The 14,046-nt window shown below is 44.4% G+C and carries 14 protein-coding genes; 12 read left to right on the top strand and 2 right to left on the bottom strand.

All coding sequences use genetic code 11. From position 1 onward, the window contains the following. Positions 1–6: 6 nt before the first annotated feature. Positions 7–351 carry a rhodanese-like domain-containing protein gene (locus AB4167_RS07125; protein ID WP_017063559.1) on the bottom strand — a complete coding sequence of 115 codons (345 nt, stop codon included), beginning with the start codon at positions 349–351 and terminating at the stop codon, positions 7–9. A 125-nt stretch (positions 352–476) separates the two neighbouring features. Next, the gene (gene nrfA, locus AB4167_RS07120) at positions 477–1,907 is read right to left on the bottom strand and encodes an ammonia-forming nitrite reductase cytochrome c552 subunit (RefSeq protein WP_029235145.1); all 1,431 of its coding nucleotides are present in this window, start codon (positions 1,905–1,907) and stop codon (positions 477–479) included. Positions 1,908–2,389: 482 nt separating this feature from the next. Here nrfA and nrfB point away from each other — a divergent pair, with 482 nt between their 5' ends. The 12 genes from nrfB to AB4167_RS07060 all read left to right on the top strand — a co-directional run bounded on the left by nrfB (position 2,390) and on the right by AB4167_RS07060 (position 14,005). Then, positions 2,390–2,974, top strand: a complete 585-nt coding sequence (nrfB, locus tag AB4167_RS07115) for a cytochrome c nitrite reductase pentaheme subunit (RefSeq protein WP_008222036.1) — start codon at positions 2,390–2,392, stop codon at positions 2,972–2,974. A gap of 3 nt (positions 2,975–2,977) precedes the next feature. Beyond that, complete coding sequence (gene nrfC / locus AB4167_RS07110; protein ID WP_017060985.1) at positions 2,978–3,664, top strand: cytochrome c nitrite reductase Fe-S protein; 687 nt, start codon at positions 2,978–2,980, stop codon at positions 3,662–3,664. A 2-nt stretch (positions 3,665–3,666) separates the two neighbouring features. After that, on the top strand, positions 3,667–4,641 hold the full coding sequence (gene nrfD / locus AB4167_RS07105; RefSeq protein WP_372136355.1) for a cytochrome c nitrite reductase subunit NrfD: 975 nt from the start codon (positions 3,667–3,669) through the stop codon (positions 4,639–4,641). A 128-nt stretch (positions 4,642–4,769) separates the two neighbouring features. Then, positions 4,770–6,674 carry a heme lyase CcmF/NrfE family subunit gene (locus AB4167_RS07100; protein WP_372136354.1) on the top strand — a complete coding sequence of 635 codons (1,905 nt, stop codon included), beginning with the start codon at positions 4,770–4,772 and terminating at the stop codon, positions 6,672–6,674. Continuing rightward, positions 6,667–7,221, top strand: a complete 555-nt coding sequence (locus AB4167_RS07095; protein ID WP_102332079.1) for a DsbE family thiol:disulfide interchange protein — start codon at positions 6,667–6,669, stop codon at positions 7,219–7,221. The genes AB4167_RS07100 and AB4167_RS07095 overlap by 8 nt, the downstream gene beginning before the upstream one ends. Next, complete coding sequence (gene nrfF / locus AB4167_RS07090; protein WP_017063564.1) at positions 7,218–7,658, top strand: heme lyase NrfEFG subunit NrfF; 441 nt, start codon at positions 7,218–7,220, stop codon at positions 7,656–7,658. Before AB4167_RS07095 ends, nrfF begins: the two co-directional genes overlap by 4 nt. 89 nt (positions 7,659–7,747) lie before the next feature. Beyond that, the gene (locus AB4167_RS07085; RefSeq protein ID WP_017063565.1) at positions 7,748–7,924 is read left to right on the top strand and encodes a hypothetical protein; all 177 of its coding nucleotides are present in this window, start codon (positions 7,748–7,750) and stop codon (positions 7,922–7,924) included. A gap of 249 nt (positions 7,925–8,173) precedes the next feature. After that, on the top strand, positions 8,174–8,770 hold the full coding sequence (gene ribA / locus AB4167_RS07080) for a GTP cyclohydrolase II (RefSeq protein WP_009848836.1): 597 nt from the start codon (positions 8,174–8,176) through the stop codon (positions 8,768–8,770). Positions 8,771–8,946: 176 nt separating this feature from the next. Further along, complete coding sequence (locus AB4167_RS07075) at positions 8,947–10,206, top strand: imelysin family protein (RefSeq protein ID WP_372136353.1); 1,260 nt, start codon at positions 8,947–8,949, stop codon at positions 10,204–10,206. A 111-nt stretch (positions 10,207–10,317) separates the two neighbouring features. Continuing rightward, positions 10,318–11,706 carry a di-heme oxidoredictase family protein gene (locus AB4167_RS07070; RefSeq protein ID WP_137001105.1) on the top strand — a complete coding sequence of 463 codons (1,389 nt, stop codon included), beginning with the start codon at positions 10,318–10,320 and terminating at the stop codon, positions 11,704–11,706. 159 nt (positions 11,707–11,865) lie between these two features. Further along, positions 11,866–12,927, top strand: coding sequence for an imelysin family protein (locus AB4167_RS07065; RefSeq protein WP_102332081.1), 1,062 nt, complete (start codon positions 11,866–11,868; stop codon positions 12,925–12,927). Beyond that, on the top strand, positions 12,917–14,005 hold the full coding sequence (locus AB4167_RS07060) for a DUF1513 domain-containing protein (protein ID WP_372136352.1): 1,089 nt from the start codon (positions 12,917–12,919) through the stop codon (positions 14,003–14,005). Before AB4167_RS07065 ends, AB4167_RS07060 begins: the two co-directional genes overlap by 11 nt. Positions 14,006–14,046 lie beyond the last annotated feature (41 nt).

The raw sequence follows: 14,046 nt of genomic DNA, 5'->3' as shown, positions 1-14,046 counted from the left end.
TCGAGATTATTTGCTTTCTTGCATCTCAATTAAACCGCCAGCGTTGTGGATCTGTGTAAACCCTTGAGCTTTCAAATACTGGTAAGCTTGTCCTGAGCGGTTACCACTGCGGCAATACAAAACGATAGGTTGAGCTTTGTCTATGCTGGCAAAGTGCGTAGCGACTTCAGAAAGAGGGTAGTTAATCGCATTGTCCAGATGACCTTGCTTGAACTCTCCTGGTGTCCTGACATCAACGACCAGCGCACCTTCCTCAATCATTTCCCACCCTGTTTCTGCTCGTTCTGAGGCGTGAAGTCCTGAACTTGTTAATGCGATGCATAATGCCGAAAGCGAAAGTAAGTGCTTCATTCTTTGTTCCTTGAATTAGCTAAAAGGTAATGTGAAATTGGGACGGTTGAGTGCGCCCAAATCTAAAAAACCAGCCACACCTTTACAGTGTGACTGGTTTTATCTTATTGGTCTATTTGAAGGAACTAGTATTCGTAGTTAGCTTCACGCTTTTCAGCTTGCTCTTCCCACTTAGGAACCACGGTGTCTAAGAAGTGTTGCTTCTCAGCATTCATCTTATCCATGTCCATTCCTAGCGCTTTCTGAGCGGCTTCTTTGGTTGAGATATCTGGAATCTCGATTGGATCGGTAATGCCTTTCTTCGCAAGTAGACGAACAATCTTAGTTCGCGCGTCTGCTGCGCGGTCAACCGCCGTTCCAAGAACCTCTAGGGCTACTTCAGGCGCGTGCATGTGAACACCATGAGATGCGATAGCGTAGTCCCAACGCCATTGCGCATGACGAATATCTTGTAAGATAGGTGCCATCTCTTGTTCTGTTGCGCCTGCTTCCCATGCTGCGCCTGCTTCAAAGTGAGCGGCTACGATTTGTTTCTCAGCGGTCAGCTTCATGTTTAGTACTTGAGCTTTGCGGCTTGAAACGATGTTACGCATGGTCTCTTTAGATTGAGTATGGCAGTTAGCACAAGTGTCTTCGAAGCGGTCAAACGGGTTACCTACTTTATGGTCGGTGTAAACGGTACCGTCTTCTTTCGTCACTTTAGGCATGTGGCAGTCAACACAAGCGACGTTGTTCTTACCGTGAATACCTTCACGCCAAGTTTCGTAACCTGGGTGCTGAGCCTTTAGCATTGGTGCTTTAGAGACTTTATGTGTCCAATCTTTAAAACCAATCTGATCGTAGTACTCTTCCATCTGTTCAACACGCGTCCCTTTATCCCAAGGGAATTTCACACCTTTTGTTGGACCCGTGAAGTAGTATTCCACGTGACACTGAGCACACACAGAGGCTTGCTGATCAAAGCGACCTTGCTCTTCGAAGTTCTTCCCAATCGCATCGAACGCACGTTCAACATAAGGACGAGTGATCTTTAGTGCAGGTTCGCCATTTTTAAAGCCTTCACTTTGAGTATCGTGACAGTCGGCACAACCAATTGGATTGACTATCTCGCTGCCAAGACGAGCCCATTTACCTTCAAAATAACCGTCTTCACCACGCTCTTCAATAACGCGTGCTACGTCTGGGCTTTTACAGCTCCAGCACGCCATTGGCATTGGGCCTGAATTTTCGTCGGTTGGTCCGCCAGTACGCAGGGTTTGTCTTACATCATCAACCGCATAAAAGTGGCCGCGGGCTTTGTTGTAGTCTTTCGCGAAACCGTAGCCCGCCCATAGAATAACCATGTTTGGATCTTCTTTTAGTGCGTCTTCAATGGCTTCGCTCTCTGACGTTTGTCTCCATGAATGGTATTGATCTGGGTGGTTTTGCTCGAACTGGTCGTTACGAGGATCACCAATTTCTTTTTGTTCAGACGCAGCAAAACTGGTCGCGCTTACTAGTGATGCGCTAACCATTAATAATGCTGTGACGGAATTACGTATCCAATGCTTTTTCACAGTGATATCTCCAATATACTGATTTTTATACCAAGCGTTGTGAGTTTGCTATTCAAATTAAGAACTGGAGAATTGCTGTTTATATTAATTCATAAATAAACACATTTTGTTACGTGTCGGATGTTTGCTTGTTTTAGATCAATTAATGACAGTGACTTCAATCACGTTGAAGTTTATATAGCCCTAAAGGGGTATGTGGACATCAAGTTAGACTGGTCTTATTGAGAATTATTATCATATATAACAAATAATTACCCGACATGCCCTCACTATAAATAGGGTGATTGTGTTCACATATTACCCTTTGTATATTTCGCTTTACCTAATTAGGGGTATATTCTAAATATAGAAAGCGTTGTGGCTTATCCAAAATAAGAATTGATATCATTTAAGCGGTAATAATATCGTTTAAGGGTACTTTTGTTTAACCGGAATATTATTTAGTTGAGAGTTAAATAATGCCGGTATAAGGAAAGGATAAAATGGGCAATATTAAATTGGCCATAGTCATAATGCTTAAATCCCTTCTAGCATTCTGCCTCTATGGTTATTCCATTCATGCTGTTGCAGAGCCTGCTGTTACGCCAGTAGGAGAGTCAACAAGACATGAAGTCGAATTAATACGTGACAAAGATTACAAGTGTGTCCAATGCCATAAAGATTCTAAAGAAACGGTATTTGGTTCACATGGTGAGAGTGCGCACGCTTTGCTTGGCCGTGAAGTGAATTGCACAGATTGTCATAGTTCTATTGGCCCCGATCACCGTGATGGTGCACCTGAGGTGGTGAAGTATCGCGCGGCTCAATCACAACCCGGAACCGAAAAGGTTTTCCTCGATCCTAGCTTAATCCTAGATGCCAACAGCCAATGTATAGATTGTCATAAGCCTGATGATCTGCGCGAAGCGAGTTGGACTCATGACGTACACGCACAAAACTTAACGTGTTCAAACTGTCACGATGTGCATGCGAGTGAAGCGAAGGTGCTTGGCTTAGATAAAAAGCAAACCATCAAGCTGTGTGTGGATTGCCATTCAGACTTCAACCAGAAGAAAGAAGGGGAGTAATCAATGAGCTGCTCAAGAAGAAACTTTTTAGCTGGCGCGGGTGCCGTTATTTTCACAACTGGTGTTGCAGGTACTGCAGCGGTTACAAGCCGCAAAACGCTGGCTAATGTTCAGGAAGATGGCACCAAGCGTTACGGAATGGTTCATGACGAAACCGCTTGTATTGGCTGTACTGCTTGTACTGAGGCGTGTCGTGAAGTAAACAAAGTGCCTGAAGGCGTATCGCGCTTAGAAATCATAAAGAGCGAACCTCAAGGTGAATATCCAAATGTTGATTACCGTTTCACTCGTAACTCTTGTCAACATTGTGATAATGCACCTTGTGTGATGGTTTGCCCAACAGGCGCCGCCTATAAAGATGAGAAGACAGGAATTGTTGATGTACATAAAGAGAAGTGTGTCGGCTGTGGTTATTGCCTGCTAGCTTGTCCATATCAAGTGCGCTTCTTCCATCCTAAGAATAAGTCGGCCGACAAATGTAACTTCTGCCGCGATACCAATCTTGCGCAAGGTAAATTACCTGCTTGTGTTGAATCTTGCCCTACCAATGCGCTGATATTTGGCGACTTAAATGACCCTAAGAGCGAGATAAACCAGGTACTTAAATCTGAAGTGGTTTACAGAGATAAGGCTTATCTCGGTACTCAGCCAAAACTCTATAAAGTGCCACACCAAAAAGGGGAGATCTGATTATGAGTGCATGGGACACAGCTTTTCAGTCTGGTACCGTGGTATGGGACTGGATTATAGCTATCTATCTATTTCTCGCGGGGATGTCGGCGGGTGCCGTAATGATCTCCATTTACCTAAAACGTAAGGTCATTGAAGGCGATCCTGCTCATAATGGTGTGTTAAAGGCGACCGCTTTTCTTGCGCCATTTGGGATCATTTCAGGCCTACTGATCTTGGTTTTCCACCTGACAAAACCGTTATCTTTTTGGAAGATCATGATCTTCTATAATCCGACGTCTGTGATGTCGATGGGTGTGATCTTATTCCAAGTGTATATGGTGATCTTATTTCTTTGGATCGGCATTATATTTAGAGATCAAATCGTCGTATTTTCAAATGACCAAACATGGTTAAAAGGACGACTCGATTTCGTCAGTAACTGGATTGGCAAATTAGAAGTGTTTGAGAATGCTTTGGAAATATTCTTAGCTGTTCTTGCTCTAATGCTTGCCGCTTATACCGGATTCTTGCTTTCAGCTTTAAATACCTTCCCACTGTTGAATAACCCAGTGTTGCCGATTTTGTTCTTATTCTCGAGCTTATCTTCGGGAGCGGCGGCGTGTATTTTATTTGGTGTGTTGGTCTTTAAAGAATCACCTCATAGCCCGAGTATTTCATGGATCCACGGATTTGAACGTCCGGTAGTGATGTTTGAATTGTTTGTTCTAATTACTTTCTTTACTGGGCTTATTTTCGCTGGTGGTCAAAGTGAGCAAGCAGTATGGAATGCAATTGGCAGTGGCTTCTGGGCGAGTTGGTTCTGGTATGGCGTCATCGGTGTTGGCATGGTTTTACCGTTGTTGCTGAATGCCGTTACACCAACCTCAATCCGCCATAGCTCGGTGTATATTTTCTCCGTGACTTCGCTGAGCCTAATGGGCGTATTAATGCTACGAACTTTTGTTCTTTATGCGGGGCAGTTAACGATAGCTTAATTTTGCTCAAGTTTATTAGTGAGCAGATGTTGGATACTAAATATCTGCTTATTAATGAACATGCTTTAAGTAAACATGAGATGCGTGTTCAGATCGGCTCTGCTCAAGCGGAGCCTTATTGAGGTGATATGGTCGGTTCTTTGGGGCTGTTTAGTTTAGTGTTGGTTGCTGTACTCAGTAGCATTATTGGTGTGCATTCGTTTTATCAAATGCTAAACAAACGGACGCAAAATATAGGTTTAATCCGCAGTTTCTCTCTTTCAAGTGCGCTGTTTTCTCTCACTTCTGTTGCATTGCTTGGCTATGCTTTTGTCAGTGATGACTTCTCTATTCTCTATGTCGCTGAACATTCAAATACTCAATTACCCTCATTTTTTAAGCTCGCAGCCGTATGGGCAGGCCATGAAGGTTCCTTGTTATTTTGGGTACTGACGATCAGCGTCTGGTCTGGCGTTATTGCCTTACAAAAACACTATTCGAATGAATACCAAAGCCGTGTGTTGTGGGTAATGAATCTACTGCTCGCGATATTTGCTTGGTTCACGTTATTCGCATCAAATCCATTTGAAATGAACTCGATCTTGCCGCTAGAAGGGCGTGACCTTAACCCAATGCTGCAAGATGTAGGTCTGATCTTTCACCCTCCATTACTTTACCTTGGTTATGTCGGCTTTTCTGTGGTACTGGCATTTGCAGTTGCCGCTTTGCTGGTTGATCCAATTGAATTTGATTGGGTTGCTCATTGTCGCAGTTGGTGTCTAGTCGCTTGGATCTTTTTAACCGCAGGGATCATTCTTGGCTCTTGGTGGGCGTATTACGAATTAGGCTGGGGCGGCTGGTGGTTCTGGGATCCTGTTGAAAATGCCAGCTTGTTGCCGTGGCTTACTTCGACCGCTTTACTGCACAGTCTAGGCGTTGCTAAGGGCAAACAACAGTTACTGAAATGGTCTCTCAGTCTTGCTTTCATTACGTTTTGTTTGAGTATCTTAGGCACCTTTATTGTTCGTTCTGGCGTATTAACGTCGGTACACGCTTTTGCAGTCGACCCAACCAAAGGGATTGCACTGCTGCTGATATTAGTTCTGGTACTGGTGAGTTCATTTTCTCTGCTTATCGTCAGAGGAGAGTCTTTTGAATCAAGCCCGATTACCAGTTTCGCCAGTAAGAGTTTTTTGAGTTTAGTTGCGGTGCTTATTTTTGTTCTGGCGACTGCTGTCGTGGTGTTCGGCACGTTTTATCCTATGGTCTTTGAGTTGCTTGGCCTGGGAAATATCTCGGTCGGCGCGCCTTACTTTAATCTCTTGATTGCACCTTTGGCTTTGCTTGCGTTGGCTGTCGTCGGCCTTGCCCCATTGCTGACTATTAAGCCTCAAGCATCGAAAGGCGTTATTACGTTGATCGCTCTAGCATCTATTTGCCTCGGGTTTGTCTGTTACGCTTTGCAAGTAGAGAAGGTCCAAGTGATGGTGCTGATGACATGGTCACTCGCATTTTGGGTTTTACTCACTCATGTGTATGGTTTGGTGGTAACGCGCAGTTCCAAGTTCCAACGCAAAGTCTGGGTGATGACCTTTGCCCATGTTGGGGTTTCGGTGTTAGCGGTAGGTGCTGCCATGAATAGCTACCACTCGTTTGAGCGCAGCTATAAGTTAAGCCCAGGCGTAGAAGTCGAATTCATGGATTGGACGCTTTCTCATCGTGATACTGAGCTGTATGTCGCTTCAAACTTTACCGCAGAAAAAGCGATACTCAGCCTAGAGTCTGGCGAGCAGCGCTTTTCTATCGCGCCGGAAAGAAGACATTACCAAGTTCGAGTCATGAACATGAGTGAGCCCGCAATGAAATGGTTCTGGCATGGTGATGTTTATATCACCATGGGTGAGAAAGTTGATTCCACCGCTTACGCATTTCGTGTTCAGTATAAGGCGTATGCGCGCTGGATCTGGTTTGGTGGGCTGTTCTCCATTATCGGCGCTTTGCTCTCATTGACTCATCGTAAAAAGAAAACCGTTAAGGCGTCACAGTATGCATAACAGCGTTCGTAACAAGCTAATTACTCTAATTGCCTTAGCATTGATTGTGGTGCTGGGATTTGTCTTTGCGCTTGATAATAAGCAGCAATCGACCATGGTGTCTGAACAACAAAGGGCATTTCCAGAATTTACATCGAGTGCGTTAGTGAATAGTGAAGGCGTCAGTGGTCAGCAGAAAGTTACGCTTACTGATGTCACGCAGCACCCTTATCAACTGGTTAATGTATGGGCATCTTGGTGCGGGATATGTAAAACCGAACATTCATTTTTGCTTCAACTTCACGATAAAGGCATTCCCATCGTTGGGCTCAATTATCGAGATAACTCTGGGGCTGCGATTAACGTGTTATCGAACGATGGCAACCCGTACTTAACCGTGATCAGTGACCCTCAAGGCAAGTTAGCGTTAGAGTTGGGCGTAATCGGCACACCTGAAACGTATTTGGTTGATGCCAATGGCCAGATCATTAAAAAGCTATTGGGCGTGATTAATGAAATGGTATGGAAAGATGAGCTTGCGATGTATTTTGATGGTGTGAATGGATGATGAAGTCTCTAATACAAACCTTGTTTATGCTGTCAGCTCTTTTAGTGATTAGCCTTTCAACCATGGCTGAAGATCTGTTTACTGCCAGTAATACAGAGACGAGTATTCAAGTTGAACTGTTTGAGTTTGAAAACCCAGAACAACAGCAACGTGCTATTAGCTTGGCGAAAACGTTACGCTGCCCACAATGTCAAAACCAAAATCTGATTGAATCCAACTCACCAATAGCAAAAGACTTACGCCTTGTTGTGTTCAATATGGTGAAAGCAGGGAAGAGTAATAATGAGATTACTCGATATATGACGGAAAGATTTGGTGAATTTGTACTTTATAAGCCGGCGATGAAGGTTTCAAATCTATTACTTTGGTTGCTACCGAGCCTATTATTTCTCTTATTTATATATTTATCAGTAAAAAGTGTTAGGAAGAGCTCATAAAAATTGTGTATTACTGTTTACCAATTGACCTGTATTTTGTAACATTGACCGATTATAAAGGCTAAGCACTGCTATATAAGGATGTATCTGTGGATAACGTAATCTCAAATTTAAAGAAAGAGTTCCATACTCATGTCCGATCTGATAAATGGGCAGAAAAATACAGTGCAAAGTCGAGCATTTCTACGCTTACTCAAGAAGAGCTAACCGAATTAGAGAATGCTTGGGTGCAACTTGTCATCTGGAAGCAAACTCAAGTAAGTTGAGCGTTCTGTAAAAAAGTGTAGTTTTAGCCGCAACTGTTTAATTTATAACCCCATGTTGGTCATCCCAATGTGGGGTTTTTTCTTACTTGAAAAATAATTGTTATATTATAACAATTTGTACAAGGTCGACCTTGAAAAAAATTGTTAACAGCCTCATAGTGTCTATCATTAGATAGTTAGCTACAAAATATTGCCTAGACATATAATGTAGCGTCGTTAAATACATCGAATTTTCAAGTGAGTATAGCTATGGCGGAAGTGCGTGCCAGAATAGATTTCAAAGTAGGGGTAACAAGCAGTATAGATGCTGAACTTCTGTCTTTTCATGGATTGAAAACAGATAAAGAGCATGTTGCTGTGATATTTAAATCAGCAGACAAGACACAAGACATACCTCTTGTTCGTATGCACTCTGAGTGCCTGACTGGTGATGTTTTCCATTCTTCTCGCTGTGACTGTGGCGAGCAGTTAGACGAAACCATTAGAATTATGGGTGAGACGGGTGGGGTGATCCTTTATCTTCGCCAAGAAGGTCGTGGTATTGGCTTGTACAACAAAATCGATGCGTACCGTCTGCAAAGCGAAGGCATGAACACCTATGAAGCCAACAACCACCTAGGTTTTGGCGATGATCTACGCGATTTTACTGAAGCTGCTGAAATGCTACGCGCCTTAGGTACTACAAAAATCCGCTTAGTCACCAACAACCCTAAGAAGATCAATGAGCTAAAATCTTTTGGTATTGAGATTGAAGAAGTGGTGAATACCTCTGCTCATATCAAATCGGGTAATGAAAGCTACCTGAAGGCAAAAGTCTCACACGGTAAGCATAATCTGGATATCTGATTAGCCTCTTTGTTACGCTTAACATAAAAATGTTTAAAGACCTCACATATGTGAGGTTTTTTTGTATTTATCTTGCAATAAAATTGTAAGTTTGTATTATTTCAATCCGTAGTACAAATGATAATGGTTTGCACTATTACTACGAATAATAATTTAAAGCTCAACAAGGATGCTTCATGACCATTAAATCTTTAGTGACAAAAGCCGTAACTTCGTTACTCATTTTTGCCTCTGCTTCTTCTTTCGCAGCAGTAACTCAAGATCAAGTTGTAGAACATTACGCAGATATTGCGCATGCAGTGTTTGCAGATTCAGTAATTACAGCAAAAGCGTTGAACTCTTCTATTGATACCTTCTTAGCTTCTCCTTCTGCTGGCAACTTCGAACAAGTAAAACAAGCTTGGCTTGAGTCTCGCGTACCATACCAACAGTCAGAAGTTTTCCGCTTCGGCAACGCTGTTGTTGATGATTGGGAAGGCCAACTGAACGCATGGCCACTTGATGAAGGCCTGATTGATTATGTTTCGACTGATTACCAATATGAACTTGGTAACGAAGGCGCTAGCGCAAACATCGTGGCTAACAAGACTTTCCAAATTGGTCAGACTACCGTTGATGCAACCAACATCACCCCTGAGCTAATCGCAGACTTGAACGAGATCGGTGGTTCTGAAGCGAACGTAGCGTCTGGCTACCACGCAATTGAATTCCTACTTTGGGGCCAAGATTTAAACGGTACAAACAGCGGTGCAGGTGAGCGTGCTTACACTGATTTCGTTGTTGGCGCTGAGTGTACTAACGGCAACTGTGACCGTCGTGGCGCATACCTAAAAGCATCTGCTGAGCTACTTATCCAAGACCTAGAATGGATGGAAAAGCAGTGGGCTGAAGGCGAGAAAGGCAACTACCGTCAAGAGCTTCTTTCAGAATCTAGCGAGAATGGTCTTCGTAAAATGCTGTTTGGCATGGGTTCACTGTCTCTAGGTGAGCTAGCGGGTGAGCGTATGAAGGTTGCACTAGAAGCAAACTCTACTGAAGACGAGCACGATTGTTTCTCTGATAACACGCACAACTCTCACTACTACAACGAGCAAGGCATCTACAACGTTTACACGGGTCTATACAAGCGTGAAGACGGTACTCTGCTTTCCGGCCCAAGCCTGTTCGACCTAGTAGAGCAAAAAGATGAGCAAGCTGCGAAAGAGATTCAAAAGCAGTTTGACCTAGCACGTGCACAAGTAGGCGAATTAGTAACGTCTGCAGAGAAAAACAACCAGCACTTCGATCAGCTAATCGCTGCTGACAACGCTGCGGGTAATGCACTAGTAAACAAAACAATTGTTGCGCTAGTGTCTCAAACAGCGGCTATTGAGCGTGCTGCGGGTGTGATTGGCATTGATAGCCTAAACCCAGACACAGCGGATCACGAGTTCTAAGAACCCGAGCCGACACAAATGTAAGGGCTCTGATTGAGCCCTTAATTGTTTGATCCTCAAGAAAGCCACACCCACATAAAAACTAAAATCAAAAACACAGCAAGGCAATGTATGAAGTCGTATCTCTCAGCCTCACTATTAACCGCACTGTTTTTCGTATCTCCATTACACGCTCATGAAACCTACTCTGGCGGCAAAACGACCGTGAAGAAAGAAGGAGCGAACGCTTTTTCCCTTCCCGCAGCCAATCTACCAATGAGTAAGCGCTTGGATTTCAGCGTAGGTAATAGCTTCTTTAGAAACCCTTGGGTTCCTGCACCGTCATCAACCGATGCTCGTGATGGGTTAGGACCACTATTTAATACTAACGGCTGTCAAAACTGCCACATCAAAGATGGTCGTGGTCACGCGCCAGAAGAAGGAGATGAGAACGCAGTATCCATGTTGGTTCGTTTAAGCATTCCGGCTGAAACGCCTGAGCAGCGACAAGCCTTCATTCGAGATGGTGGAATTCCAGAGCCGACGTACGGCGGTCAGCTACAAGATTTTGCGCTTCAAGGTGTAAAACCAGAGGGCAAAGTGAACATTAGCTACACGGATGTTCCTGTTGAATTCAAAGACGGCACCGTCGTTACTCTGCGTAAACCCACTTTAAATATTACTGAACTTGCTTTCGGCGAGATGCATCCTAAGACCGAGTTTTCAGCTCGAGTGGCGCCGCCAATGATTGGTCTTGGTCTGCTTGAAAGTATCCCACAAGAAACGATTCTAGGATTTGCAGAGCAGCAATTTGCTGACAAGCAAGGTGTGTCGGGTAAAGCTAACTATGTTCTTGATGTTCAAACCAATGAAATGGCGCTAGGTCGTTTTGGTTGGAAAGCCGGGCAGCCAAACTTAATGCAGCAAAACGCGGCGGCATTTAACGGTGACTTAGGCCTGACAAGCCGCTTATTTCCGAATGAAAACTGCACATCAGCGCAATCAACCTGTGATGATTTTCCAAATGGTGGCGAGCCAGAAGTCAGTGACAATATCTTAGATTTTGTTGAGTTCTATTCGCAGCATCTCGCAGTACCTATTCGTCGTAATGTCGATAGCCCAGCTGTCGTACAAGGTAAAAAGCTGTTTAAAGACGCTGGTTGTCAAAGTTGTCACCAAGCTGAATTCCGCACGGCTGAGCGTGAAGGCTTGCCTGCATTGTCTAATCAGTTAATTAGCCCATATACCGACATGTTGCTACACGACATGGGTGAAGGTTTAGCAGATCACCGTCCTGAGTATCTTGCCAATGGTCAAGAGTGGCGTACCACACCACTTTGGGGATTAGGTTATACCAAAGAAGTGAACGGTCATACGTTCTTACTTCATGACGGTCGCGCAAGAAACGTTATGGAAGCGGTACTTTGGCATGGTGGTGAAGCAGAAATGGCAAAACAAAAAGTATTAGCTTTGAGTAGCAGTGAACGCGAAGCACTACTAGCGTTTTTGGACTCATTATAGGCTGTCTTGAATTCAGTTAAGCCAACGGCTTAGTTACTTAAGAAAACCGCTAACAAAAGACTGACTACCGCTGAACTTGTAGGGATACGAGGCCAGCGGTCGTTTCATATTTATTGAACTCATATAATTAAAAGAAAAACTAGGAAGTAAGGTAACAGCATGGCACATAAATTTTTGTTAATGCCCTTGTCGGTATTAATCATGGCAGGCTGCCAGTCATCGGGTGAGCAAACGGCTTCATCTGAGGTTAACGGTGTCTCTTATCAAGCAGACACGACTGCTCATATCAGCCGTAGCGTGTATCAACAAGAGTTTGATTCAGCCGTGCTATTCGCTAAGCAAGCCGGTGAGCTGGAAGTCTTGATGCAGGGTTACTGTGAAACCAACAATATTGAGCTGGATGCGTTGGAAAATCAGTGGCAGCTCACCATGAACAGCTGGATGGCACTGCAAGGACAAGAAAGAGGCCCAACAGCGGCATTGGAACAGAGCTGGAATGTTCAGTTTTGGCCAGACAAAAAGAACACCACAGGTCTAAAAATGCGTCAACTGACTCAGCAAGATAAAGCTTGGTCACAAGATGAAATCGCACAGCAGAGTGTGACTGTTCAAGGGCTTGGCGCCTTGGAGTGGTCTCTGTACGACGAGCAATCTCCATTGCTTCAAGACAAAGCTTCAGGTTGTCTATCTTCACAAGCTATCGCACAAAACCTGGCGATGAAATCGGCCTCTATTGCTGAAGCTTGGCAGGTTAACCCGTGGTTAGCACTGGACGAGATGCGTTGGGAATCGGAGTACATCGCTTTGTTGACCAATCAACTTGATTACAGCATGAAAAAACTGAGTCGTCCGATGGCTAAAATTGGTCATCCACGCCCTTACTTCTCGGAATCATGGCGCGCTCAAACCTCAATGACTCAGCTGAAATCGAACGTAGCGGCGCTAGAGAAATTGTACTTAGCAGATGGTAATGGTCTTGATGGTTTATTGAGAGAAAAGGGCTTAAATGACCTTGCCGATCGTGTAGCTGCCCAGTTCACGCTAACCTTAGATACTTGGCCTACAGACTCTAGCTTGTTTACTCTATTACAGAGCAAAGAGGGCTACCGAGAGGTGCTGACTCAATACAACAAACTAGAACGTTTGAAGTACCTGATTCATGAAGAAGTAGCGATAGAGCTTGGCGTGGTAATAGGATTTAATGCTACCGATGGTGACTGATAATACGAAAAGATCGTTACTCAAGGCTGCACTGGGTTGTGCAGCTGTTCCATTGCTTCCGTTTGGGTGTGCGACTCGAAAGGATGGGGTGAGTGCGTCGAACGATCCCCAACTGATTGGCTGTGCGCTTAATGGTCGTGGTCAATATTCTGCAGTTGTGGCTGACGAATTTGGCATGCCACTGAGCCAACTTCCCATCCCCAATCGTGGCCATGGCGTCGCGATTTGCCCAACCTCATCGCATGCGGTGGTTTTTGCTCGTCGTCCTGGTGACTATTTTATGGTGTTTGACTATAAAAACGGTCAGCAGATCAAAATGGTCGTCAAAGGTAACAACCGCCACTTCTATGGTCATGGGGTTTACTCATTAGATGGCAAGTTACTGTATGCCACCGAAGGGAAAACGGACACCAGCCAAGGCGTGATTGGCGTTTACGATGTCGCGCAAGGCTATCGTAAGGTCGAAGAGTTCACTGGTTTCGGTATCGGCCCACATGAAGTGATCATCATGCCGGATGGTAATCTCGCGATCGGCGTTGGTGGCGTTCATACTGATGGTAGAACACCGAAAAACCTCGATTCGATGCTGCCGAGCTTGAGTTATGTTTCTCCTGAAGGTGTGTTACTTGATCAGGTTGAATTGTTGGATAAGAAGCTGAGCATTCGACATTTAGCCCATGATGGTGCTGAAACGGTACTTTGTGGCCAGCAATATCGTGGTGAACCAGATGAGTATCCTTCGCTATTGGCGATGCATACTAAAGGCGGCCAGTTTGAATCACTGAACGCAGAGCCTGAGCAATGGGCAAGGTTCAATCACTATATCGCCAGTATTGCGGCGTCAGACGATTGGATTATTGCGACTTCGCCAAGAGGCAATTGCTACGGTATTTGGTCGAAAGAGACCAAAGAATTAGTAGAACTGTCTGCATTATCTGACGCTTCTGGTGCTGTGCTGTTTGATGGTGAGTTTCGATTAAGCTCTGGGGCGGGCAGTGTGGTTAGCCAGCGCAAGCCTTATGAGAAATCAACTCAGCAATCATCGGTCCAGTGGGATAATCACTGGAGTGCAATTTGATTCATAAATCCCTTAAAAAATAACATGCTTACTCCCGTTTC

Source organism: Vibrio sp. 10N.286.49.E11 (genome assembly GCF_041469505.1).
Classification (GTDB): domain Bacteria; phylum Pseudomonadota; class Gammaproteobacteria; order Enterobacterales; family Vibrionaceae; genus Vibrio; species Vibrio crassostreae_C.
The sequence above is the reverse complement of the archived record's forward strand: the minus strand, read 5'-3'. Positions and strand labels throughout refer to the sequence as shown.

Excerpts from the sequence above, each read along its gene's own strand:
- AB4167_RS07065 (WP_102332081.1), top strand. The coding sequence starts at position 11,866 with ATGGCACATAAATTTTTGTTAATGCCCTTGTCGGTATTAATCATGGCA.
- AB4167_RS07100 (WP_372136354.1), top strand. The coding sequence starts at position 4,770 with ATGGTCGGTTCTTTGGGGCTGTTTAGTTTAGTGTTGGTTGCTGTACTC.
- AB4167_RS07060 (WP_372136352.1), top strand. The coding sequence starts at position 12,917 with ATGGTGACTGATAATACGAAAAGATCGTTACTCAAGGCTGCACTGGGT.
- ribA (WP_009848836.1), top strand. The coding sequence starts at position 8,174 with ATGGCGGAAGTGCGTGCCAGAATAGATTTCAAAGTAGGGGTAACAAGC.
- AB4167_RS07095 (WP_102332079.1), top strand. The coding sequence starts at position 6,667 with ATGCATAACAGCGTTCGTAACAAGCTAATTACTCTAATTGCCTTAGCA.
- nrfD (WP_372136355.1), top strand. The coding sequence starts at position 3,667 with ATGAGTGCATGGGACACAGCTTTTCAGTCTGGTACCGTGGTATGGGAC.
- AB4167_RS07075 (WP_372136353.1), top strand. The coding sequence starts at position 8,947 with ATGACCATTAAATCTTTAGTGACAAAAGCCGTAACTTCGTTACTCATT.
- nrfF (WP_017063564.1), top strand. The coding sequence starts at position 7,218 with ATGATGAAGTCTCTAATACAAACCTTGTTTATGCTGTCAGCTCTTTTA.
- nrfB (WP_008222036.1), top strand. The coding sequence starts at position 2,390 with ATGGGCAATATTAAATTGGCCATAGTCATAATGCTTAAATCCCTTCTA.
- AB4167_RS07070 (WP_137001105.1), top strand. The coding sequence starts at position 10,318 with ATGAAGTCGTATCTCTCAGCCTCACTATTAACCGCACTGTTTTTCGTA.
- AB4167_RS07125 (WP_017063559.1), bottom strand. The coding sequence starts at position 351 with ATGAAGCACTTACTTTCGCTTTCGGCATTATGCATCGCATTAACAAGT.
- nrfC (WP_017060985.1), top strand. The coding sequence starts at position 2,978 with ATGAGCTGCTCAAGAAGAAACTTTTTAGCTGGCGCGGGTGCCGTTATT.